General features: G+C 54.4%; 17 protein-coding genes and 5 pseudogenes. 17 read left to right on the plus strand and 5 right to left on the minus strand.

Annotated features, from left to right (window positions below):
* Nucleotides 1-25: 25 nt before the first annotated feature.
* Both ACXM2N_RS08755 and ACXM2N_RS08760 read left to right on the plus strand, forming a co-directional pair.
* Nucleotides 26-751, plus strand: coding sequence for a YggS family pyridoxal phosphate-dependent enzyme (locus ACXM2N_RS08755; protein ID WP_458487875.1), 726 nt, complete (start codon nt 26-28; stop codon nt 749-751).
* A gap of 33 nt (nt 752-784) precedes the next feature.
* Complete coding sequence (locus ACXM2N_RS08760) at nt 785-1,714, plus strand: AEC family transporter (protein ID WP_458487877.1); 930 nt, start codon at nt 785-787, stop codon at nt 1,712-1,714.
* Here the strand turns inward: ACXM2N_RS08760 and ACXM2N_RS08765 are convergent.
* Together ACXM2N_RS08765 and ACXM2N_RS08770 are read right to left on the minus strand one after the other, a co-directional pair.
* Nucleotides 1,673-2,584 (minus strand): ADP-ribosylglycohydrolase family protein, encoded by a 912-nt coding sequence (locus ACXM2N_RS08765; RefSeq protein WP_458487879.1) that lies wholly within the window; start codon nt 2,582-2,584, stop codon nt 1,673-1,675. The two genes, ACXM2N_RS08760 and ACXM2N_RS08765, sit on opposite strands and share 42 nt — an antisense overlap.
* A gap of 85 nt (nt 2,585-2,669) precedes the next feature.
* On the minus strand, nt 2,670-4,073 hold the full coding sequence (locus ACXM2N_RS08770) for a YeeE/YedE thiosulfate transporter family protein (protein WP_458487881.1): 1,404 nt from the start codon (nt 4,071-4,073) through the stop codon (nt 2,670-2,672).
* Nucleotides 4,074-4,471: 398 nt separating this feature from the next.
* Between ACXM2N_RS08770 and ACXM2N_RS08775 the strand changes: the two genes are divergently transcribed.
* The 6 genes and pseudogenes from ACXM2N_RS08775 (at nt 4,472) to ACXM2N_RS08800 (ending at nt 10,734) form a co-directional block, all read left to right on the plus strand.
* Nucleotides 4,472-5,986: an FGGY family carbohydrate kinase gene (locus ACXM2N_RS08775; protein ID WP_458487883.1), complete on the plus strand. Its 1,515-nt coding sequence runs from the start codon at nt 4,472-4,474 to the stop codon at nt 5,984-5,986.
* Nucleotides 5,987-6,266: 280 nt separating this feature from the next.
* Nucleotides 6,267-6,617 (plus strand): hypothetical protein, encoded by a 351-nt coding sequence (locus ACXM2N_RS08780; RefSeq protein WP_458487885.1) that lies wholly within the window; start codon nt 6,267-6,269, stop codon nt 6,615-6,617.
* A 122-nt stretch (nt 6,618-6,739) separates the two neighbouring features.
* Nucleotides 6,740-6,958, plus strand: coding sequence for an antitoxin (locus tag ACXM2N_RS08785; protein WP_458487887.1), 219 nt, complete (start codon nt 6,740-6,742; stop codon nt 6,956-6,958).
* A gap of 70 nt (nt 6,959-7,028) precedes the next feature.
* A complete protein-coding gene (locus tag ACXM2N_RS08790; protein WP_458487889.1) occupies nt 7,029-7,883 on the plus strand; it encodes a YiiX/YebB-like N1pC/P60 family cysteine hydrolase in 855 nt (284 codons plus the stop codon).
* Nucleotides 7,883-9,076, plus strand: coding sequence for a hypothetical protein (locus ACXM2N_RS08795; RefSeq protein WP_458487891.1), 1,194 nt, complete (start codon nt 7,883-7,885; stop codon nt 9,074-9,076). Before ACXM2N_RS08790 ends, ACXM2N_RS08795 begins: the two co-directional genes overlap by 1 nt.
* Nucleotides 9,077-9,518: 442 nt before the next feature.
* Nucleotides 9,519-10,734, plus strand: a pseudogene (locus ACXM2N_RS08800) (IS110 family RNA-guided transposase).
* 237 nt (nt 10,735-10,971) lie between these two features.
* Here ACXM2N_RS08800 and ACXM2N_RS08805 read toward each other — a convergent pair.
* Both ACXM2N_RS08805 and ACXM2N_RS08810 read right to left on the minus strand, forming a co-directional pair.
* Nucleotides 10,972-11,681, minus strand: a pseudogene (locus tag ACXM2N_RS08805) (IS6 family transposase).
* A gap of 656 nt (nt 11,682-12,337) precedes the next feature.
* Nucleotides 12,338-12,649 carry a hypothetical protein gene (locus tag ACXM2N_RS08810; protein WP_458487893.1) on the minus strand — a complete coding sequence of 104 codons (312 nt, stop codon included), beginning with the start codon at nt 12,647-12,649 and terminating at the stop codon, nt 12,338-12,340.
* A 164-nt stretch (nt 12,650-12,813) separates the two neighbouring features.
* On the opposite strand from ACXM2N_RS08810, the gene ACXM2N_RS08815 reads away from it, so the two are divergent.
* The 7 genes and pseudogenes from ACXM2N_RS08815 to ACXM2N_RS08845 all read left to right on the plus strand — a co-directional run bounded on the left by ACXM2N_RS08815 (nt 12,814) and on the right by ACXM2N_RS08845 (nt 17,855).
* Complete coding sequence (locus tag ACXM2N_RS08815; RefSeq protein ID WP_458491102.1) at nt 12,814-13,236, plus strand: helix-turn-helix domain-containing protein; 423 nt, start codon at nt 12,814-12,816, stop codon at nt 13,234-13,236.
* On the plus strand, nt 13,209-14,021 hold the full coding sequence (locus ACXM2N_RS08820) for a Mu transposase domain-containing protein (protein WP_458487895.1): 813 nt from the start codon (nt 13,209-13,211) through the stop codon (nt 14,019-14,021). Before ACXM2N_RS08815 ends, ACXM2N_RS08820 begins: the two co-directional genes overlap by 28 nt.
* Nucleotides 14,018-14,815, plus strand: a pseudogene (gene istB, locus ACXM2N_RS08825) (IS21-like element helper ATPase IstB). The gene ACXM2N_RS08820 and the pseudogene istB overlap by 4 nt, the downstream one beginning before the upstream one ends.
* 256 nt (nt 14,816-15,071) lie before the next feature.
* Nucleotides 15,072-15,492 (plus strand): annotated as a pseudogene (gene mobF, locus ACXM2N_RS08830) (MobF family relaxase).
* Between the two features lie 158 nt (nt 15,493-15,650).
* Nucleotides 15,651-15,977, plus strand: a pseudogene (locus ACXM2N_RS08835) (recombinase family protein); the annotation flags it as partial.
* A gap of 591 nt (nt 15,978-16,568) precedes the next feature.
* Nucleotides 16,569-16,964, plus strand: coding sequence for a hypothetical protein (locus ACXM2N_RS08840; protein ID WP_458487897.1), 396 nt, complete (start codon nt 16,569-16,571; stop codon nt 16,962-16,964).
* A gap of 723 nt (nt 16,965-17,687) precedes the next feature.
* Nucleotides 17,688-17,855: a recombinase family protein gene (locus ACXM2N_RS08845; RefSeq protein WP_458491104.1), complete on the plus strand. Its 168-nt coding sequence runs from the start codon at nt 17,688-17,690 to the stop codon at nt 17,853-17,855.
* Nucleotides 17,856-18,061: 206 nt separating this feature from the next.
* Here the strand turns inward: ACXM2N_RS08845 and lepA are convergent, their stop codons facing one another.
* Complete coding sequence (gene lepA / locus ACXM2N_RS08850) at nt 18,062-19,909, minus strand: translation elongation factor 4 (RefSeq protein WP_458487899.1); 1,848 nt, start codon at nt 19,907-19,909, stop codon at nt 18,062-18,064.
* Nucleotides 19,910-20,355: 446 nt separating this feature from the next.
* On the opposite strand from lepA, the gene ACXM2N_RS08855 reads away from it, so the two are divergent.
* Both ACXM2N_RS08855 and rpsT read left to right on the plus strand, forming a co-directional pair.
* The gene (locus ACXM2N_RS08855; RefSeq protein WP_458487901.1) at nt 20,356-20,931 is read left to right on the plus strand and encodes a hypothetical protein; all 576 of its coding nucleotides are present in this window, start codon (nt 20,356-20,358) and stop codon (nt 20,929-20,931) included.
* A 248-nt stretch (nt 20,932-21,179) separates the two neighbouring features.
* Nucleotides 21,180-21,443 (plus strand): 30S ribosomal protein S20, encoded by a 264-nt coding sequence (gene rpsT, locus ACXM2N_RS08860; RefSeq protein WP_458487903.1) that lies wholly within the window; start codon nt 21,180-21,182, stop codon nt 21,441-21,443.
* Nucleotides 21,444-21,484 lie beyond the last annotated feature (41 nt).

Here is a 21,484-nt window from a genome sequence, read left to right on the forward strand (position 1 = left end):
CGGTTCGGGCGTAGAGTACTGACTTATGCACCCCACTACGCCCGAGCAATTTCGTGAAAACTACGACGCCGTCCTAGAGCGCATTGCCACCGCCGCACGTAACGCGGGACGCGCACCTGAAGATGTACGCCTCATTGCGGTATCAAAAACATACCCCACTGAGGTAGTGCAAAAGGCAGTGGACGCTGGCATAACGCTACTGGGTGAAAACCGCCCACAGGAGCTCGCCGAGAAAGCTGAGAACATATCCGGCGACGTCACGTGGGCTGCGATCGGGCACCTGCAGCGCAACAAGGCGCGTGAGGTCGCACGCTACGCCCACGAGTTCCACGCGCTAGACTCCCTGCGCTTGGCCAACGCACTCAACTCACGCCTCGACAACGAGGACGGCAAGACTCTGGACGTGTTCATCCAGGTCAACACCTCCGGCGAGGAACAAAAAGGTGGCTTTCAGATCGACCAAGTCGAGTCATTCCTCCCCGAGCTTGCCCAACTTACGAACCTGCGCCTACGCGGCCTCATGACCATGGCCGCATTCTCCAACGACGAGACCGTAGTGCGCCCGTCCTTCGAAAAACTCCGTACCCTCCGCGATGCGCTGGTGCCGAACCTTCCAGACGGCATGACCTGCAACGAACTGTCAATGGGCATGAGCGGTGACTTTGAGTGGGCGGTGGCCGAAGGCGCCACCACCGTGCGCGTGGGCACCGCCATCTTTGGTCATCGTGCAAACTCTGCTTACTTAAAGTAACGCTGCGTTACTTATGAAAGGACTCGCTCACTCGTGTTCGGTGTTATTACTGCATTCGCTATCATCTTCACCGTCATCGCGGCAGGCTACGTGTTGGCTCGCATGCGCATCCTTTCTACAGATGAGCAGCGACTGACTCTCAACCGCGTGGCCTTCTTTGCGGCTACGCCGGCGCTGGTGTTTAAGGTAATCGCAGAATCAGAACCCGAGAAGCTGTTTACGCCGGTTATCGCGGTGTCCACTACCGCGGCTATCCTTTCCGCACTTCTGTATGTGCTGCTTTCTCGGATGTTCTTCAAGCAGGACAGGGCAACCACCACCATGGGTGCCACCGCCACCGGGTACGTGAATTCCAACAATATTGGCCTGCCCGTGGGCATGTACGCACTGGGCAACGCCGCGTATGTGGCGCCGCTGATCATGGTGCAGGTGGTGTTCCTCTCCCCGATTGTCTTGGCGCTGATCACAGAGGCTCATGCCGCCAGCCGCACGCGACAGGTACTCAAGGCCATCATGGGTGCGGTGCTGTCCCCCATGGTCATTGCCGCCGCGGCCGGCGTGGTCATCACGCTGACCGAAACTACCGTCCCAGACGTGATCTGGGAGCCTGTCTCCATCTTGGGCGGCGCATCCATCCCACTAGTATTGCTGGCTTTTGGCGCTTCGCTGTCCAGTGCTAGCCCCCTATCCATTCCGGATCAGCGCAAGGCCACGCTGGTGGCAACGGCTATCAAGACCCTAGGCATGCCAGTGATCGCGTTCCTCGTGGGCGTGGCCATGGGCCTTACCCCGGAGCACCTGTACGCCGCGGTTGTTCTGGCCACCCTCCCCACGGCACAGAACGTGTACAACTACGCCGCCACCTACCGCAAGGGTGAGGTCATCGCCCGCGACACCATCTTGCTGTCCACGTTCTTGGCGCTACCGGCCATGCTGGTCGTGGCATTCCTGTTTGGCAAGTAGCTGATCTGCAAGCCCCGCTAGGTCAGTTGGCCAGTACTCTTGCGGGCGCGGCCTGAGCGTGCCTGGGCCTGGGCGGCAGTTGTCTACCACGTCACGCCAGCGCTGCGGGATGCCCTCCACTCCTAAGACTCCTCCCAGGAATGCGCCGCAGATTGCCGCGTTGGTATCGGTATCGCCACCACGGCCCACGGTGGCGACTAAGGCTTCCTCAAAGGTAAGCGAAGAATCCACCATATCGCAGAGGTTGTTAAATGCGAGTTTTACCCAACCCATGGACTGCGAGTAGTCCGCAATGTGTTCGCGCTCAAAGCCTAAGGTGAGAAGTTCCAGTGCCTGCACCCGGTCGAGGCCTTCTGCAATGGTGGTACCCAGTGCCACGGCAAACTTCTGATTGAGCACGCCCACGTACCGGTTGGTATGAGTAAGCCGGGCGTCCGCCAGTGAATAGCGCGCAAGTGCCTGCCTATCGCCGGCGTAGCGAATGGCTAGGGGCGAGATTCGCATCAGGGCCCCATTAGCCTCACTGGCTTCATTGAACTGCCCATGCAGGAGGGCCCTAGAGCAGGTGATACCGATGTCCGCTGGTTTTGTGGAAGCCCAGCGTGTGTAGGATGCGCGGACGCAGGCGGCGTCAAAGCCGCCGCAGCCGATGAGGCTGCGGGCCAGTGCCAGGGCCATCTCGGAATCGTCGGTGGGCTGGCCCGCCGAAAGGTTAAACGGACCGCCGTCGGCAAGCTCCCGAACCCCGCCGGGATACAGCGAGGCGATATCAGGTGCGGACGTGAACTCCACCTGGGAACCCAGGCTATCGCCGATGACCTGGCCGTACATGACTCCGCGGGCACGCGATTTCATGGAAGGTGCATTCATAGTTCCCCACCCTACAAACCTCGTGCACCATGGCACAGAAAAAGGCACCGCCCAGGTATGCGACGGTGCCTAGTGACGTAGGTTGTTAGCCCTTGACGATGGTGATCTTCCAGGATGCGTCATCGAGCGCGCGGAAGTCAGTGACCTCGTGGCCGTTGTCGGCGGCCCAGCGTGGAATGGTCTCGGTGCCCTGGGTGCAGTCGAAATCGATCTCCAGTGCGTCACCGGACTCCAGCTGGTTGATAGCATCCTTGGCCTCAATCAGTGGGAATGGGCACACGGCACCCATCTGGTCAAGGTAGTACTTGCGCTCAGAGATCTGGCGCAGACCAGGCTTGGACACCTTGGTCTTCAGTGCCACTCCGGCAGGCGCGACGGCGAAGGAGAAGTCACGATTGACGCGTGCCTCGTGATCAACACCGGAGGCAGTGACGCTCTGATCCACGGACTGCTCGGTGGAGTAGGTCTCATCAGCAGCGGTAGCCTTGGCGCCAGCAGTAGATGGCTTGAGCCAGATCTTTGCGGCGAAGCCCACACCCAGCGCGATGAACAGGAGTGCAATCCAGCCCTGGTAGGAGAACAAGGAGGTCTCCACCATACCGTTGCCCACGGTGCAGCCGCCGGCCAGCGCAGCGCCCACGCCCATGAGAGCGCCACCAAAAATGGAACGAACTGCGGTGGTTGCGTCTGGGACACGGAGGCGGAACTCGCCGGTTGCCTTGGCCGCGATGAAGGAGCCGATCAAGATGCCCAGCACCAGCATGACTCCCCAGTCAATCTTCTCAGCGTTGCCGGTGATGGTGTAGTTGGCAATGTTGGCGGAAGGAGTGGTGATGCCCAGGCCGCTGTTACGGCCGGTAGCAGCAGACAGTGGCCATGCGATAACACCGAGGATGCCCACGAGTGCGCCAGCGGTGTACACGTGCAGTGGCTTCTTCCAACCTTGCTGATTGGACAGGGTGGCCACCTTGGTCTCACGCTTGAGGAAGTACCAGGTCAGGTACGCGGTGAGCGCGGACAGACCAAGAGCGAAGTACCAGGTGCTGATGCCAAAGGTCTCCGGCAGGGTGGTGGCGTTGATGGTGCGCTCACGCAGGCCGTCATTGAGCCACTGCAGCGAGCCGGTCTTCATAGCGCCCGCAAAGATGCAGTAGAACAGCAGCGCGAACCAGGAGCCGATTAGGCCCTCACCCGAGCGGTACCAGGTGCCCGAGGCGCAACCGCCCGCAAGGACGATGCCGATACCAAAGATAAAGCCACCCGCTACAACGGCGATAGGCGCGAAGTTGTCCACTGGGGTCTCAATGACGCCCAGGGTGCGCAGCGCGGACAGGCCAACGGCGTGGACGGAGATGACAATGAGAAGCGCGGTAAAGGTGCGCCAGCTCTTCAGGAGGAAGATGTCGCGCAGCATGCCCGTGACGCAGAAACGGCCACGCTGCATGACGATGCCCAAGACGGCACCGAGGATCAAACCAGAAACGATCATGGAACTAGACAGGTCTTTCTATTATCAACTATGTTACGCGCCACAGAAAACATAGCGGATAAGTTATCCCACCAGCTTAAAATGTTTATATACACGTTTTCTGCGGACTGATTGCTAAAGCAAGCGAAACTTTAGACCGTTTGGTCTAGATATACAAGTCCCTAGTAGACCACATTGTTCAGAATTGTCCTCCAGCGCTCTTTATTAGCAGATCCGCAGCGCCTCACGCTCAGCTGGCGCATGCAGCTAGCCAAGCATTCAGCTGGCCTTAATCACGAAGCGGTTACAAATCCTTTCCACGAGACATTCGAATCCCACTCATGGGTACCGTGGTAGATAGGTTACTGAATTAAATGCAGCGCTCAATCCAGCACGGCGCCTATACAAGGGAGAGCACAATGGCACAGGCACGCGTTACCGCTTCCACATCTGACGAGGCGACACCATCCCGACCACCAGCCGCTGTGAGCGCCTATTCCTCTGGGCACGTGCCCACCATTCTCGCTTTGGACTTTGGTACCTCTGGCGCGAAAGCTGCCCTGATTGCCACCACCGGCGACACGGTGGCCACAGCATTGACTAGCTACGAAACCCACACCATCAAAGGTGGTGGCGTGGAGCAGGACCCACATGAGTGGATCGCCGCCGCTAGGAATTCTATTGCCCAGTTAATGGAACTGAATCCCCACGCCAGCATCGGCGCGGTATCCATGACCGGACAGATGCAGGACCTGATCCGCATCGACGCCAACAACGAAGCAATAGACAACGCCATCTTGTACTCCGATACCCGCGCCCGCGCGGAAGCAGCGGAGATCAAAGCTGCCCTGCCCGAGTGGGATGACATCACGGGAAACATCCAGGTGGGCACGTCCTCGGCCGCAAGCTGGCTCCGACTTTCCAGGGAGCTCGCCAATAAGGGCGAGTCCTCCAAAACCGCTCATCTACTCTTCTCCCCCACCGGCTACGTTGCCGCCCAGCTGGGATGCGGCACACTCTGCGACGAGACTACTGCCAGCACCACCGGCCTGCTCGATATCGCCACGGGCACATGGTCGCAGCGCATTTGTGATGTGGCTGGCGTGGATATGTCCAAGCTCCCCACCATTCGCTCCGGCCGTATTGGGACCACGCATGACAACAATGTACTGGGCGTGCCTGCTGGCATACCCGTGATCCTGTCACCTGGCGACGCCGCCACCACAACCTGCGGCATGGTGGGTCTTTCCGCTGGTGATGACTACGTTTCCTTTGGCACTTCCGGCTGGCACGCGCAAGTGATGGACCGTCTCGGTGACGTGTCTGAAGTGCAGCAGCTCCTGCTCCCGGGTGGGAAGATTTTATCCATTGCCGCCGTGTTGTCCGTGGGCGGTGTGGCGGACTGGGCGCGCAAGCGCTTCCTTGGTGACACCACCGCCCAGGACGCTGACCGCATCATGCTCAAGGGCAACCGCGGCCCTACCGGCATGATCGCAACACCCTCCATCCATGGCGAGCGCTTCCCCATTCGCGACGACGACATGGGCGCCGCCATCATCGACATCCACCCAAACGCCGCCAACGAGGATCTATTTGCAGCCGTGCTTGAGGGTGTGTGCCTGTCCCTGTCGCACAACATCACCGGCGACGCCGTCTTGGCCGCCACCGGTGGTGGCTCCCGCAGCCTTGCCTGGATGCGCATGCTTGCCGACATCACCGGCCGCACCATTCGCATCACGTCCGCAACAGACGCTAGTCTCCACGGGGCCGCGTGCTTTGCAGCACGCGAACTGGGGTGGGCAATCATAGAACCTCTCCGCGAGCGCGCGATCATTGAGGTGGAACCCGAACCAGAGAACACCACCGCCTACGCACCGATCAAGATCCGCCACCGCAAGCTTTTTGAAGCGCTCTCCACCCTGCCTACCGTCTAGGAAAATCGACATCACCACCGAACACGACACCTCGGCAGGAGCTTTTAAAAGTTAGCTGCGCCACATAAATGCGCCGTTGATGCAACGTGATGGTTTCACTTAGAACACGATTAGCTAACAAGTTGCACCAAAGGTTTACCAGCGCCCCACCACGGCCGCTGGTTTATGTACAAAGGAAACCAAGGCATCACCAGTGACCGTTAGCGCGGGATTAAGAGTTTCCCCTTAACGGTTGAAGGGTGATGAAACGAAAAAATTAGCAGAAAAGGATTTAGCAATTATGACTACCCCAAACTCTGGCAAGAACAACATTGACGTTGACAAGGTCAAAGAGACCGTAGTTTCCACCCTTAACACCGTTAAGGGCAAGGTAGACGAGTTCCTTCACGATGAGACCAAGACCGGCCCAATCTTGGACAAGGTAGAAAAGCTTGCTACGGACAAGCTCGGCCCAGAAAAGGCTGACAAGGTTAAGCAGGCTCGCAACTTCATCGACAGCAAGCTGGGCAACACCTCCCGCGATACCGTGGACGGCGAAGTAGTAGCCGAGGAGAATCCAGCGATGAACCCTGATGCTCCTGAGATCCCAACGGATGTCAATCCAGGCGAGAACCCAACCCCTAACCTGTAACAGGTAGCCATCACGGATGGGGCGCCCTGCAGGAGTGTAGGGCGCCCTCGCTTGCACATAAGGTGCAGGTTTTTCACTACACTAGTGACCTGAATTTACTGACGTTTCTGGAAGGAAAAAATATGTCTCTCTTCGATTCCCTTAAAGGCAAGGCTAAGGAAGCTATGAAGAACGAGAACCTGACCGACAAGGTTCTGGACAAGGCGGAGCAGGCTGCCACCACCAAGATGGGCGAGGACAAGGCTGACAAGATTAGCAAGGCTCGCGAGGCCGTAGATAACAAGGTTGGCGACAACACCCCAGCCCAGGAAGAGAACCAGGCCCCTAACCCGGAGGCCTAAAGCTCCAAGGCACACGCCCCTAGCTGACTGCGTAAGGTAAACGCTTCAGCTAGGGGCTTTTTCTCCTGAGTTGCACAGCTCAGGGATACGAAAGAGGAGCTATCGGATATCCTGTCGAGGATCCGAAAGGCGACGAGGGATTCAAGATAACTCAAAATTTCCAAAGAGGAAGCCTTCACGGGTACGAATCGCCATACCTGAAATCGCAGAAATTCTGGGGTTAAAAGAGAATCAGATAGACGGCCTGTACGCACAACTCAGTGAAGATTTCAAGGCTCATCGGATTCCCCTACGAGACGGGTTCGAAGAGTCTTACCGACGAGCCAAAGAATCTCTTGAATTTACAACGTCCCTGTACAACCCAGCTCAAAACAGTATCAATACCTATGCACTAAATGACGCATCTACCCCTGGGGCCAGCTGTGATCAATCTGAATTTGCCCCTCCGGGGAACGAACGAACTAATCGAGGTGACGTTTTCTATTCAAAAGCTGTCCGAGCAAGAATCATCAACCACGGACATAACGGCATTTTCGTAAGCCAAGGAAATGCGGATCCGAGGAAGATATCTACCGTTGAAGCAGTAGAAGCTGATTCTGGAGTTCAGTTACTACGAGGTAGTGAGCGCCTAGGTGTATGCCAGCCAACTTACCTTTCTGTCAATACAGATAACTCAACGCGAGAGCAAGCCGCCAGCTGGGCAGAAAGCAAAGTGGGAAAGGGATATGAAAGCAATTTTGCAACCACAAGAATAGGGAACATCGATAGAGATTCCTACAATTGTTCTCAACTAGTCTGGGCAGCTTATAAGCATGCTTCCGGTGGCGGCCTTGATATTGGCGAAAGGTACCCTTATGAACCATACCAACCCGCGGTATACCCATTGGACATCCTTCTATCACATAACACAACTGCGTTCAATTAATGAATAAAAGAACTACCACCGCGATTCTGCTGACACTATTGTTGCTGGCAGCAGGATCAATTTTTCTATGGAAACACTTCCCATCTACACCAAAAACCACAGGCGCTGGAACTGAAAATTCCGACTTTATAGGCATCTCAACTGAAACCAGTGGTAGCCTGACCTCGAGCGATCGAAACAACCTTTTCTGGACTTCCAAATCCGGTTCAGGCGGGGTCGCCTTTTCTGTGGCTCCAACATATTTCCCCTCACTCCTTAGGATAGGAGGAGGATTCGCTACTCCTGATGAGAATTCAATTCTTCTAGTCGATCAAGATCTCCAGAAAAAGAAACTCCTTCCTGTGCCTGACCTGAAAGTAGGAACTCAAAGCGCTTCGACCAACTCACTCGATCAAAGTCAAGGAGCCTTCCTCTTTAACATCGGTGATTCAAATAACTCAGATGCGGGGAAAGTGGTCGCGGTAAGTTCAAACAGTGTACGGAGCATTGACCGGGAAAAACACGTTAGCGCACTCACCGCCTGCAATGACGGCACAATAAAGTGGATTGAATTCTCCCCTCAAGACAGTGAAAAGGTAGGAAGCAATGGAACTGCAAAAATAGTCACCTGGAGTAACAGTGGAGAAATTAAGACTTCAGATATAATCTGGAATTTTCCCTATGAACTAGGGCATGAAAACCATTTGTCATGCAATTCCCCCTCAAGTGCAATTGTCAGCGAAGACAAAATCGGAAACCCCTTATCGCTCATTTTAGAGGATCGCGGAGAAAAGACTTTCGTGAAGAAAACTATAGCGCTTCCTACTACCTCCCCTCCAGCGATGGCAAGATTCTCTACCGTTTTTCGAGATACCCTTTACTCGCTAGATAAAGAGAGGAGATTAACTGCCGTAAATATCAAGACCGGAACTCTTGAATACAGTGAGCAACTAAACGTTGATGGGCCATCACCAATATCCATAACTTTCGAAAATGATAAGGCATTCTTAGTTATTCGCCCAGATAAATTTAAAAATAAACAAGCTGTACTTCCCGTTAACCTAAAGAACCCCCGATGCATTGGAGAAGCAGTTCGCCTTTACGGTTATGATGAAACTTCTCAAAAATCAAAAATAGAACGTTTAGGAGATTCTTTTATGGCCACAACTACCGTACTCCCCAAATCTCCTGATTATCGATTCACGTGTAGGTAGATTTCACAACTCAACGTTAGCGATAATTATTTCTATTCAAACAAAATCCGTACTCCTTTGCTCGGGCAGTTCCTTCCACCTAGCGCTCTCGAGTGACGAACCATTCAAGCTCCACGATCAAGCCAACAGCCCCAGCATCAACTTGGCAATCGGAGCGAAGTCCCTTTAAGTGGATCCACCCCTCTCTAAGCAACTTCACCCGTTACCTTGTGAGTATCTCCGATAATAGGGATAGTCGCTGGTCTCGGTATGGCTTACTTGCCCTGTAGTTTCCATGATCCGGGGGTGTTGCCGCCGGGTGCCAGGACGTTCGATGACAGCTGATAGGGACACGGCCGGAATCTATATCCAAGTCTCTTTGTAACGTGGGTGCTCGCAACGAATGTCATGACGCCAGCGACTGGAACAACGACACATTCATCTCGTTTTCTAGGAGCTCACCATGTCGCAGGAACATTCCATCGACATATTCCTCGGCCTAGACGTAGGAAAATCCCGACACCATGCCTGCGCTCTAGACCGCGACGGCAACAAGGTCTTCGACAAACCATTGCCGCAACTCGAATCTGAGCTAGCAGGTCTTTTCCGCCAACTTCAGGAGCATGGCACCGTGCTCGTGGTCGTCGACCAACCCAACACTATCGGCGCACTACCTATCGCTGTAGCCCATGCCTGCGGATGCGAAGTCGGATACCTACCCGGCCTAGCCATGCGCAAAGCCGCAGATCTCTATCCAGGCCGTGCGAAAACAGACAAACGCAACGCCTTCATCATCGCCAACACTGCCCGCACGATGCCCCACACACTTCGTGCAGTCGATCGAAACAGCGAGGTGCTTTCCGCGCTAAAGATGCTCTCCGGCTTCGATGACGACATCGCCCGCGATTGCACCCGCACCATCAACCGACTACGTAGCATCCTCACCCAGATCCACCCAAACCTAGAACAAGTTCTTCCGGGTAGCAGCCTAACTCGCACCCCAATCCTGGATATGCTGATCCACTACAAGGGGCCCAGGGTCTGAAAACGAGCGAGCCGGGTACCACCGAGTACTGAACTGGATGATCAAACATACACGCAAAGACCCCACCCCGCTGGTAGACGAGATTTTTGCAGCACTGAAAGCGCAAACAGTTATTGTGCCTGGAAGCGATGCCGCCGAGCTTGTCATTCCCCAACTAGCTGCAAACATCAAAGCCTTAAAAGAGCAGCGCGACACCATTGCTGAACAGGTTGAGGGGATGCTTGATGATTTCCCTCTTTGTGAGGTCTTGATGAGTATGCCCTAAGTCGGCATCACAACCGCAGCGCAGATCCTCCTCGCGATCGGTGACGGCTCCGACTTCGACAGCGCCGGCCACCTAGCCGCCTACGCGGGCATCGCACCAGTGACACGACGATCAGGGTCATCAATCAGAGGCGAATTCCCAGCACGATCAGGAAACAAACGACTAAAAAACGCTTTGTTCTATTCAGCGTTCGCGGCTATTCGCAACCAGGAACCCTCAAAGCGGTACTACGAACGAAAACGCGCCGAAGGTAAACGCCATAACGCAGCAGTTATCTGCCTGGCACGACGCCGATGCAACGTCATCTACGCAATGCTGAAAAACAAAGAGTTCTTCCGAGAAATCCCACCACACCCAGTCGCCGCATAACGATAAAAGACAAAGCCGACCAGCACACGCTGGCCGGTTCCAAAGCACGCCTAGAAGTTACCCCCACATCTGTATTCGTCAGCGGCAACCTAACACTTGACAAAAACATAGGGACACCCCCGCACACAAACTATCGGACGCTCTCGTGGTCGAAGCCTTTGAACGGTGCTGCTGCAAAGTTGGGCCAGGGTCGAAAAGCCCAACCTGAAGACATTAGTTGTCCTTGCTCCGGGGTGCTTAAACTGTCTCGGATATCCGGCTGACGATCACCGCGTCTGGGTTCAGGTGCCCGTAGGCAAACATCGTGCCCTGGCCTTTCCGTAATGAATGCATCGCTTCCATCCCTTTCAACCTCCGGTAGGCGGAAATTCGGTTTTTGAACGCTCCCTTCGGCCCCAGGATTCTTTTAAGTCGGCCATGATCTCCCTCGAGAACGCTGTTCAGGTATTTCACCTTCCGGTGCTCCACCGTCTGAGGGCAGATTCCCTCCGCCTTCAGCTCGGATATTGTCTTGGCCAGAGCTAGTGCTTTGTCGGTGTTGATGACCCGCGGGGACCCGGCTGTCGTATTCGATCGCAGCTTCTTGGCCATGAAACGCTTGGCCGCCGCGACATTGCGCTTCGGAGAAAGATAAAAGTCCAAGGTCTGCCCACCGGCGGTAATAGCCCAGTAGAGATAGCACCACGTGCCGCCGACCCGAATATAGGTCTCATCCACCCGCCAGAACCGGGCCTGCCAGTCGGGTACCTGCCGGTACCACCGAGTGTGCTTATCCAGCTCAGGGGCGTATTCCTGCACCCAGCGGTAGATCGTGGTGTGATCGACTGGCACACCCCGCTCGGTCATCATTTCTTCGAGATCGCGGTAGCTCACCCCGTAGCGGCAGTACCACCGCACCGCCCACAGGATGATGTCACGGGGAAATGCCGACCGGAGAAGATGCCCATGGCTCTGATTATTTCACGCCGATTTTTTCTACTGTCCCAACTTTGCAACAGCACCCTGGAACTGGTGACGTTAGTGTTGGCTCCCGATTAAGATAAGCTTTGTATTTAGCGTGCGCATCCGCCCCAGTCTTTACCGTCACCGCTAGTGAAAGCTGTAGTTATTGTTTCTCTAAATGGATCGAAAATGATATTGCCCCATACATTACTCTTCTTATTTTTCCATGATTTATGTTTCTCTAAAGGGTTTTTTGCATCTTGTAATCCACCCTTTGAATTTACGTTTGAAAGGCAAATTAGGAAGTGTTCTTTGTCGGCATTGGCGTTGTGTCTATCGTTGATATGTCGGTAAGCGCCACATGTCATAAAGAGTCGTGGCCCCATGGGGGATCCGATCACGTCGTTAGGTGAAATGCTGCCGTTAATGCATTGGTCCATTCGAGTTCGGATATCTCCGTTAGTAGGACCACATCTTCCCGACTTAGCATCTTCTGGCGTGCAGCTATAAGGTGCAATTTTGAAGGAGCTGCTTAGGGTAGAGTTATCCACCGATCCTGAAGGTGAGGGAAGGCTGGGGGAAGCTGAAGCGGGGGCTGTGGCAGAGTGGCCTATGAGTAACGTAGCGAATATCGATACTGAAACCCGGCGGTAATTAATTTTCATCTTTCCTTCTTATAGTCTAAAAATTTTTTTTCTATAGTAACTGATGGATCTTCTTCAATCATTTTTTCAGTAATTTTAATACCTTCCTTTATCCACCCGTCCACATCTGCCTCCGGGGTCCAACCTTGAGTGAAAGTGTCATCTATTTGCCTGAAAGGCAGGTAATTATCATCCCAGTACTTTGTCCACCGCAATATTCTCTCTATGAGCGCTTTGCTAAATGGGTAGATGTGAATGTTGGTTCCATTGTCGTTTTTCGACCATAATGGATGGGCTCGGCCAAATTCAGGGTCGATTGTTATATGCACGGGTTTTGTGGCTCCTAGAATCATGTGACTTATTGATAACGTCTATTTGATTTTAATATGAGTCAAGGGGTGAGTTTCGATAACTGTCAGTGACGGTTGAAAAGTAGCCCAAAAACGACGGTCGAAAAGTAGCCCATCCGAGAACAATTGGATGGGTGATTTCCATGGATGATTGGGCGCAGATCAGAATCTTGCGCAATGAAGGTATGTCGATTCGTAAGATTGCCAGCACCGTTGGCTGCGCGAAGAAAACCGTCGAGCGGGCTTTAGCTTCGAATACTCCGCCTTCGTATAAGCAGCGTGCTCCTCAAAAAACAGCGTTTGATGAGTTTGAACTTGATGTACGCGCTTTGCTTGATGATGTACCGGATCTACCGGCTACGGTGCTAGCTCAACGAGTCGGCTGGACAGGGTCTATGTCTTGGTTTAGGGAAAATGTTCGCCGTATCCGGCCTGAATACATGCCAAAAGACCCGGTTGATGTGTTGGGCCATAAGGCTGGTCAGCAGATTCAATGCGATCTCATGTTCCCGGATGACGGAATCACCAATGATATGGCGTGCCAGCAAAGTTTCCGGTATTGGTGATGGTCTCGTCGTATTCACGGTTTATGGCCGCATGCGTGCTGCCGACTAAGACCACGGGCGATTTGGTATCTGGGATGTGGATGCTGCTCCACGATCGCTTCCAAGTCGTGCCCCAGCACCTTTTATGGGATCACGAGTCGGGTATTGGGAACAAAAGGCTGGTGGATCAAGTCGTTGGATTTTCTGGCACGTTAGGACTTAAAATCCGCCAAGCACCGCCACGAGATCCCGAAACCAAGGGCATTGTTGAACGCCATAACGAGTACCTGCAGACTTCATTCTTTCCGGGACGGCGGTTTACCGATCCCATCGATGCCCAAGCTCAGTTGGATTCCTGGATTGATAGCATTGCTAATAAGCGTATCCACGCCACGTTGAAACAACGCCCAGTAGATCGGTGGGCAGCCGATAAGGAAGCGATGTCTGCCCTGCCGCCCTATGCGCCGCAGACTGGGCTTCGGCGCCAAGTGCGCTTGCCAAGGAACTACTATGTGTCTGTTGACTCCAACCGTTATTCGGTATCACCTGCAGCAATCGGAAAAATTGTGACTATTTTCGTTGAGCTTCATAGGGTCGTCATCACCGATAGCGCTGGAGTTATTGTTGCCGATCACCGGCGGGTGTGGGGTAAAAACGTCACAGTAACCGATCCTGACCATCAATACTTGGCTAAACAGATGCGTCAAAGCTTGGCAGCGCCGAAACCACGAGCGTGCGATATTGCTGTTGAAGCTGCTGACTTGAGTATCTACGACAAGATCGCAGGATGGGAGCAGTCAGCATGACGACTAAAAATCATCGCCAGATTGATTCTGAGTTAGCCCACATTTCCAAGGTGTTAAAAGCTCCTCGTATTCGCGCTACCTATTTCGAAACCGCCGAACAAGCTCGTGAAGATGGGTGGAGCTTTGAAGAGTACTTAGCTGCGGTGTTATCTGTTGAAGCTTCTGCCCGACAAGAATCCGGAGCCAATGCACGAATCAAGCGAGCAGGGTTTGCTCAGGTGAAGACGATTGAAGAATTCGATTTCACCATCCAGCCCAGCATCGACCGGGCAAAAATTGCGCGCCTAGAAACCTCAGCATGGATAAGCCAGGCAAGCAATGTCATCTTCCCCGGCCCACCTGGTACCGGCAAGACCCACTTAGCAATTGGACTAGGAGTAATCGCTGCCAGGCAGGGCTGAAGGGTTTTGTTTGACACCGCTGCTGGCTGGGTGCAGAAACTTACCCAGGCGCATGACCGGGGGGAACTGCCAAAACTGCTGACCAAGCTGGGGCGCTACGCTCTTCTTGTCGTCGATGAAGTCGGATACATTCCCATCGAGGCTGAAGCGGCCAACCTGTTTTTTCAATTGGTATCAACCAGGTATGAGAAAGCGTCGCTGATTATGACTTCGAATCTGCTGTTTTCGCGATGGGGTGAATGCTTCGGTGAGCAAACAATCGCCGCAGCCATGATTGACCGCGTAGTTCACCACGCAGAGATTCTCACACACAAGGTAACCAGTTACCGCGTCAACGGTCACGAAGATATCCTGCCTTCCGTAAACGCAGAACGCGGCAAAGCACTAAAGTAAACCACAAGCACAATTGGGCTACTTTTCCACCGTCAGAAGTGGGCTACTTTTCGACCGTCGCTGACACTCTGCAACAGGTGGTAATAAGAAAAGGGCACTTGCGCTTTATCGGTGCGAGAGTGGTTCAATAAAGCGCTCGCACCAAGCGGGGAGAAACTTGGACGCGTGCCAAAATTGACTGGTGTGCCGGGGTTCGATTTAACGTTTTGCGCCCCCGAAAAGCGTGTCTGTTTTGTGGGGGTTCGGAAGCGAAAATGTGCGCCAGGTAGTCGACGCCGCGCACGCGCAAGCGGTGTCGGAGGCGCTTTCGTATCTTTCCGAGCACGCCGGATACACACGCCGCGCCGATGATTTCGACCGCGATCTGATGGTGATTGATCGCGTTGAAGCGCTCTCCGGCGTGAAGTATGAGCACCGGACAAGTCGCGCTGGCGATCCGCATGTTCACTCACATGTTCTATTTGGCAAATAAGCAACTGTGTGCCGATGGAAAGTGGCGCACGCTTGATGGAGTGAGCCTGTATCACGAGGCGCGCCCGGCAGGAACGATCTATCAAGCGACGCTGCGTGAAACGCTTGCGAAGCAGTTCGGTGTTGCGTGGTCTGACGTGACGAATGGCTGTGTTGAGATTGCAGGCCTTGACGATACGAAGATGCTCAAGGTGTTTTCTACTTGAGCAAATGAAATCGAGAAGTGGCGCGAAGAAAACAGTCTCGATGATCAGGCCGCGTTTGAGCGCATCGGGCAGAAGAAAACTCGCCAGACCAAAGACCTCGACGTCTCTTTAGACGAGTTGGAGCGCCGCTGGCGCGCGCTTCCTGAAACCGAGATAGTCAGGGTGCGGCGGTCGACACCACCACAGCCCAGGGCAAGTTGGTGTTCGGGTTCTTCGCCGCACTGGCCGAATTTGAGGGGGAGTTGATCTCCGAGCGGACGAAGGCCGGCCTGGAATCCGCCCGGGCCCGCGGGCGCAAGGGGGGTCGGCCGTTTAAGATGACCCCGGCGAAGGTACGCCTAGCCATGGCCTCGATGGGCCAACCCGAGACCAACGTTGCAGCCTTGTGCAAGGAACTCGGGGTCACCCGCCAGACCCTTTACCCGCATGTCTCTCCCACTGGGGAGCTGCGCAAGGATGGGCAGAAACTGCTTGCTGGCAGCTGAAGCTCTGCTCTCATGCGAGGGCACTGCGGTATTTCCGAGGTCGCTTCGAGCGATATCAGCGGATAAAACCACAGACCAACCGGAGACTACCCCCAATTTTGGGCGCTAAAGGGACATTTCCACTTTATCGATGGAGGAAATTCGCAAGCCATGTCACGATAAACGAGGTGGCTTTCACGTTCGTTTCCCTCGCCCATTAAGGGGTAGATCCCAGCCACCTAGGCACATTGCCTGGCTTGAGTTTCGGTACATCTAACAGGACGGTTCAGAATATGTTTAAGAAAACGTTAGTTGCCTGCACTACTGCACTTGTGGCTATGTTCTCGTTTTCCCCGGCCACATTTGCTAATGAATCGCGCGCTATGGAGCTAGTGGCGGTGAAATGCAACGTTCATAAGATATGGTCCGTTTCTTCGCCGGACAACTATGATGGAGCGACGGTAGTTGGTCATGGGTATGGGGAGCTTTCTGCCGAGAGGCGCGCAGGTGAGTTTGTGCCCTTAGGTCATTATTACCGACACTGTAAGGCGTGGCCCGCTTCTAAATATCCCACAGAGGGCCTTTTCATGGCTGCACGATAGTTTGCACCTTATGGGACATAAAGCTGTTTTTCTTACCTATTTCGTCGTAGAGCCGGAAAAAATATCCAGCGCATATGAGAACTTCGCAGAGCGAGTGATGAGGCTGAAGTCTCTCACGGGAGTGGAGATATTTTCATCCTCAAAGCAGCCTGCACCGCACGAAAACGATGGCTTACGGGAGATGCTCCTATCCCAGTACGAGGTGGAACAAGAAGGAAACAGGAACGATAGCCTACGCTTGTGGTTATTAGTGACAGTGGTAGAAGTCGATGATATTGCAATGCTTGAAGAGGTGTCCGAGCTCTTACTAATGGATGACTCTGACGCGCTCGTGGATCAATACCCAAGTTTTGTCACCTACATTGAGCAAGTGGATTCTAACCCCCATTTCTCACAGGGCATCTAGCTAGGAAGAAGAACCTGCCGGTTTCGCCCAAGGTCTCTGAGTCATGGCAGGAGCAGCCCTACTGCTGGCGCATCGTTCACGAATGGACGCTGTGGTGTGGGCCCTGACGACCACTGCTGTCCTACGTGTGTTGGGACTGCCGTAAAACATAACGGCCCCACGCCACCTGCTCGAATCAGGAAGCCGTATGGAGCCTGGGGAGTGTCGCAGGGCCTTGCCCGAGGCGTTGGGAACCCCGCGGGCAGAACCTGTGCAGACGACTTCTGAAATTTGTGTAATCGTCTTCTGACTTCGACAATTGCCCAAGGGCGCAGGAACGAAAATTGTCACTCAACCCGTTATTTTACCTGTGTCACGTAAACGGAACCAAAAATAATTAATGTGACAGTTTTCGATGTATACCGGTCATTGAGCGGGGCATCTCGCCATACCCGGGGTACGGTCCTTCTCGGGATGGCAAGGAATGTGGGTCAGTGCAGAGGCTTCTGGAAAAGACAGACAATGCAGACGGGTACTGAAAACAAAATTTCAGAAGTCGTCCCCCAGGTTGCCGGGTAATGATGGGGTAGAGGGAGAGGGCTTCTGAAACTGAGACTGTCTCATTAGGGTACACCCCAACCGAACACATTGTGAACTACAGAAACACCTGTTCGCTAGGGTGGGTTTATGGATAAATGAACAGATGTGTCGCTGCCTCTAGATATTTCCGAACAGCCTGAGGTTGTGTCTGGCGAAAAGGTTGCCTACGCCCGTGTGAGTTCCAAGGATCAAAACCTGGAGCGGCAGACTGAACTGTTGCGCAAAGAGGGTGTCTTTTCTCTGTTTGAAGATCGGATGACTGGTGCGACGCGGCAGCGTCCAGGACTGGAAGAAGTCCTACGGTATGTCTGAACTGCTTACCATCAGTAGATATCTGATTTCTCAGTCCAACTAATGGGGAGCAGTTCAAACTCAGGAGCTATGGGCTTTTTCGTGCCCGCCCAAGCACACACCAGCATAGCCTCGCCTGCACGCCGCCGGCGTAAGCTTGACCTACCATTGCGCTCAGTACAAAGGGCCAGGAAGATGACTTTCTTCCTGGCCCTTTCAAGGTGCGCCTAGTCTTCGTCAGTAGACAGCGCTGCAACGAACGCTTCCTGAGGAACCGACACAGAACCCAAGGTCTTCATGCGCTTCTTACCGGCCTTCTGCTTCTCCAGCAGCTTGCGCTTACGGGAAATATCGCCGCCGTAGCACTTTGCCAGAACGTCCTTACGCATGGCGCGGATGTTCTCACGGGCAATGATCTTGGAGCCGATCGCAGCCTGGATAGGCACCTCGAACTGCTGGCGAGGGATGAGCTCTTTAAGCTTCTTCGTCATCTTATTGCCGTACCAGTGAGCGGAGTCGCGGTGAACGATCGCGGAGAAGGCGTCCACCGGATCACCGTTGAGCAGGATATCAACCTTGACCAGATCCGCTTCCTGCTCGCCCGCCTCTTCATAGTTCAGGGACGCATAACCCTTGGTGCGAGACTTCAGCTGATCGAAGAAGTCGAAGATGATCTCACCCAATGGCATGGTGTAGCGCAACTCCACGCGATCCTCAGATAGGTAGTCCATGCCACCCATCTGACCGCGCTTAGACTGGCACAGCTCCATGGTGGTACCCACGAACTCAGAAGGCACGATAATGGTGGTCTTCACAATCGGCTCCCACACCTCGCGGAGCTTGCCACCAGGCCAATCAGAAGGATTATGAACGTGGGTCTCTGATCCGTCCTCAGCTACCACGTGGTAGTTCACGGACGGCGCGGTGGAGATCAGATCCAAATCAAACTCGCGCTCTAGGCGGTCACGGGTGATCTCCATGTGCAGCAGGCCAAGGAATCCGCAGCGGAAGCCGAAGCCCAATGCCACGGAGGTTTCTGGCTCGAAGGTCAGGGAGGCATCATTAAGCTGCAGCTTTTCCAGTGCATCGCGTAGATCCGGGAAGTCCGCCTGAGAGATCGGGAACAGGCCGGAGTACACCATCGGCTTAGGCTCCTCGTAGCCCTGCAAAGGCTCCGTTGCACCGTTGCTTGCCCACGTGACGGTATCGCCCACCTTGGACTGGCGCACGTCCTTCACGCCGGTGATGAGGTAACCCACTTCACCAGGGCCCAGGCCCTCGCACTTCTTTGGTGTGGGCGACACGATGCCGATTTCCAGCAGCTCGTGTACCGCGCCGGTGGACATCATCTGCAGCTTCTGGCGCGGAGTGAGCTTGCCGTCGATCATACGAATGTAGGTAACAACACCACGGTAGGTGTCATAGACAGAGTCGAAGATCATCGCACGCGCTGGCGCGTCCTCTGAGTAATCAGTGGTTGGTGGCGGAACCTGCTCAGCAACCTTGTCCAGGAGAGCCTCCACGCCCTCACCGGTCTTGCCTGAGACACGAAGAACGTCCTCTGGCTCACAACCGATGATGTTTGCGATCTCCAGCGAGTACTTATCTGGATCTGCCGCAGGCAGATCGATCTTGTTGAGGACTGGAATGATCTCCAGATCATTCTCCATGGCCAAGTACAGGTTTGCGAGCGTCTGTGCTTCGATGCCCTGGGCGGCGTCGACAAGCAAGATCGCGCCCTCACAGGCCTCCAGCGCGCGGGAGACCTCATAGGTGAAGTCCACGTGGCCCGGCGTATCAATCATCTGCATGACGATCTCTTCGCCCTCGTGCGGACCGGAGCGAGGAACCCATGGCAGGCGCACATTCTGCGCCTTGATGGTGATGCCACGCTCACGCTCGATGTCCATATTGTCCAAGTACTGGTCACGCATATCGCGCGCATCCACGACCTGGGACAGCTGCAAAATGCGGTCCGCGAGCGTGGACTTGCCGTGGTCAATATGAGCAATGATGCAGAAATTACGGATCTGCTTAGTATCCGTAAACGTCTTTTCCGCGAAGTTCTTGGCCATGAAAGTCCCTAAAATACCTTTCTATACGTATCCCGTACACCCTACCGCAAAACCCCAGCACAATAATCATCGGGACAAACCGCTTTTACCCCACAGCGCCTTTTGCGTCATCGCACCGCTTGACATTGCCCACCCCACCCCAGAATGAGGGCACACCACCACCTCACACTGGGCGATCGGCTAAGCCTTAAAAACCCCTAAACTTTTGTTATTTACACAGCTCACACGGCCGCGTGTAACGAAAATGAGCGAACTGCCGTTAGTACTGGATGAAGGACACCGCGGATTGGTGGGGCCGTACAGATTCTTGGTTGCAACCCAGTGCAATCAAAAACAGCACGGACTAGGGTAGTAACTCAAGGCTTAGAGCAATCCCACCTGATGTTTGAGTCCACCCCGTTCCACACAGTTAAACACCATTTGTTCACCTACGGCAGGAAGATCTCATGGCAGCCAGCGCAGGCAAACGAGGACTAAAGTCCAAGATTGCATCTCTGCTGTCTAAAAAAGACAAACGCTCCGATGCGCTCACTGAGGGCTTGGAAAGGCTCAACAACCGCCTTGGCTTCCACACTGAGCAAGAACCTGATCAGAACAAGCCACACCCGCTGGAGTTCACCGTAGAGCCAACCATCCGCAACCCGCGGGGCATCTTCTACGCCCCCGACATGGACGGCCAAGTAGATCCCGGCGAAGTGGTCTGGTTCTGGGCACCTACCTGCACCAATGCCACCCGCGCAGCAAACACCCCAGAAACCGAGCGCGCCCTGGTAGTGATTGCCCGCCACCACGATGAGATCCTGGGGCTTTTGACCTCTCCTAACAACGAGCACTCTGATGACGTGCACTGGCTCGACATTGGCGCGGGGCCGTGGGAGGAATCCGGCGAGCAAGCATGGGTACGCCTAGATCGCCTCATCCGTATCCCTGAGCACGCAATTCGCCGCCAGGGCGCGGTGATTCCTCAAGGCCGATTTGAGCGCATTGCCATCCGCCTGCGCAAGGACTACGGCTGGGTCTAGGCCCACCCCCTTTCACCTGAGGAAACTATTTGTTTTCCCGTGCGTGACCTGCTAAGATTTCCTCTCGTTGTCAATTCGCGTTCATTGCGGATGGATGCTGCTGCCAGGCGGTCAGGACCTTGGGTCCGCTTTTTGCGCAGTGGCCAGCACAATCACCACATTCAAACCCTGCAGATCAGGGCGCGATGGATCGTGCATGAGAAGTCCTCCCAGTGACATACACGTTTACTAGATAAGAGGTATTTGACATGGCAAACATCAAGTCCAAGAAGAAGCGCATCATCACCAACGAGAAGGCACGCGTTCGCAACCAGCACGTTCGCTCCGCTGTTCGTACCGAGATCCGCAAGTTCCGCAACCTAGTTGCAGAGGGCAACAAGGATGCAGCTGCTGAGCAGCTTCGCGTTGCTTCCCGCGCACTGGACAAGTCCGTTTCCAAGGGCGTTCTGCACCGCAACAACGCTGCTAACAAGAAGTCCAAGATGGCTTCCGCTCTGAACAAGCTCTCCTAATCTAGAGGATCTTTTCATAGCTTGCAGCTTAAAAGCCTGTG

Source organism: Corynebacterium sp. ZY180755 (genome assembly GCF_054331495.1).

What these genes read in the sequence shown, in the direction of transcription:
- rpsT (WP_458487903.1), top strand. Translation starts at nt 21,180, where the DNA reads ATGGCAAACATCAAGTCCAAGAAGAAGCGCATCATCACCAACGAGAAG.
- ACXM2N_RS08775 (WP_458487883.1), top strand. Translation starts at nt 4,472, where the DNA reads ATGGCACAGGCACGCGTTACCGCTTCCACATCTGACGAGGCGACACCA.
- ACXM2N_RS08770 (WP_458487881.1), bottom strand. Translation starts at nt 4,073, where the DNA reads ATGATCGTTTCTGGTTTGATCCTCGGTGCCGTCTTGGGCATCGTCATG.
- ACXM2N_RS08815 (WP_458491102.1), top strand. Translation starts at nt 12,814, where the DNA reads ATGGATGATTGGGCGCAGATCAGAATCTTGCGCAATGAAGGTATGTCG.
- ACXM2N_RS08785 (WP_458487887.1), top strand. Translation starts at nt 6,740, where the DNA reads ATGTCTCTCTTCGATTCCCTTAAAGGCAAGGCTAAGGAAGCTATGAAG.
- ACXM2N_RS08780 (WP_458487885.1), top strand. Translation starts at nt 6,267, where the DNA reads ATGACTACCCCAAACTCTGGCAAGAACAACATTGACGTTGACAAGGTC.
- ACXM2N_RS08840 (WP_458487897.1), top strand. Translation starts at nt 16,569, where the DNA reads ATGGGACATAAAGCTGTTTTTCTTACCTATTTCGTCGTAGAGCCGGAA.
- ACXM2N_RS08765 (WP_458487879.1), bottom strand. Translation starts at nt 2,584, where the DNA reads ATGAATGCACCTTCCATGAAATCGCGTGCCCGCGGAGTCATGTACGGC.
- ACXM2N_RS08755 (WP_458487875.1), top strand. Translation starts at nt 26, where the DNA reads ATGCACCCCACTACGCCCGAGCAATTTCGTGAAAACTACGACGCCGTC.
- ACXM2N_RS08855 (WP_458487901.1), top strand. Translation starts at nt 20,356, where the DNA reads ATGGCAGCCAGCGCAGGCAAACGAGGACTAAAGTCCAAGATTGCATCT.
- lepA (WP_458487899.1), bottom strand. Translation starts at nt 19,909, where the DNA reads ATGGCCAAGAACTTCGCGGAAAAGACGTTTACGGATACTAAGCAGATC.
- ACXM2N_RS08795 (WP_458487891.1), top strand. Translation starts at nt 7,883, where the DNA reads ATGAATAAAAGAACTACCACCGCGATTCTGCTGACACTATTGTTGCTG.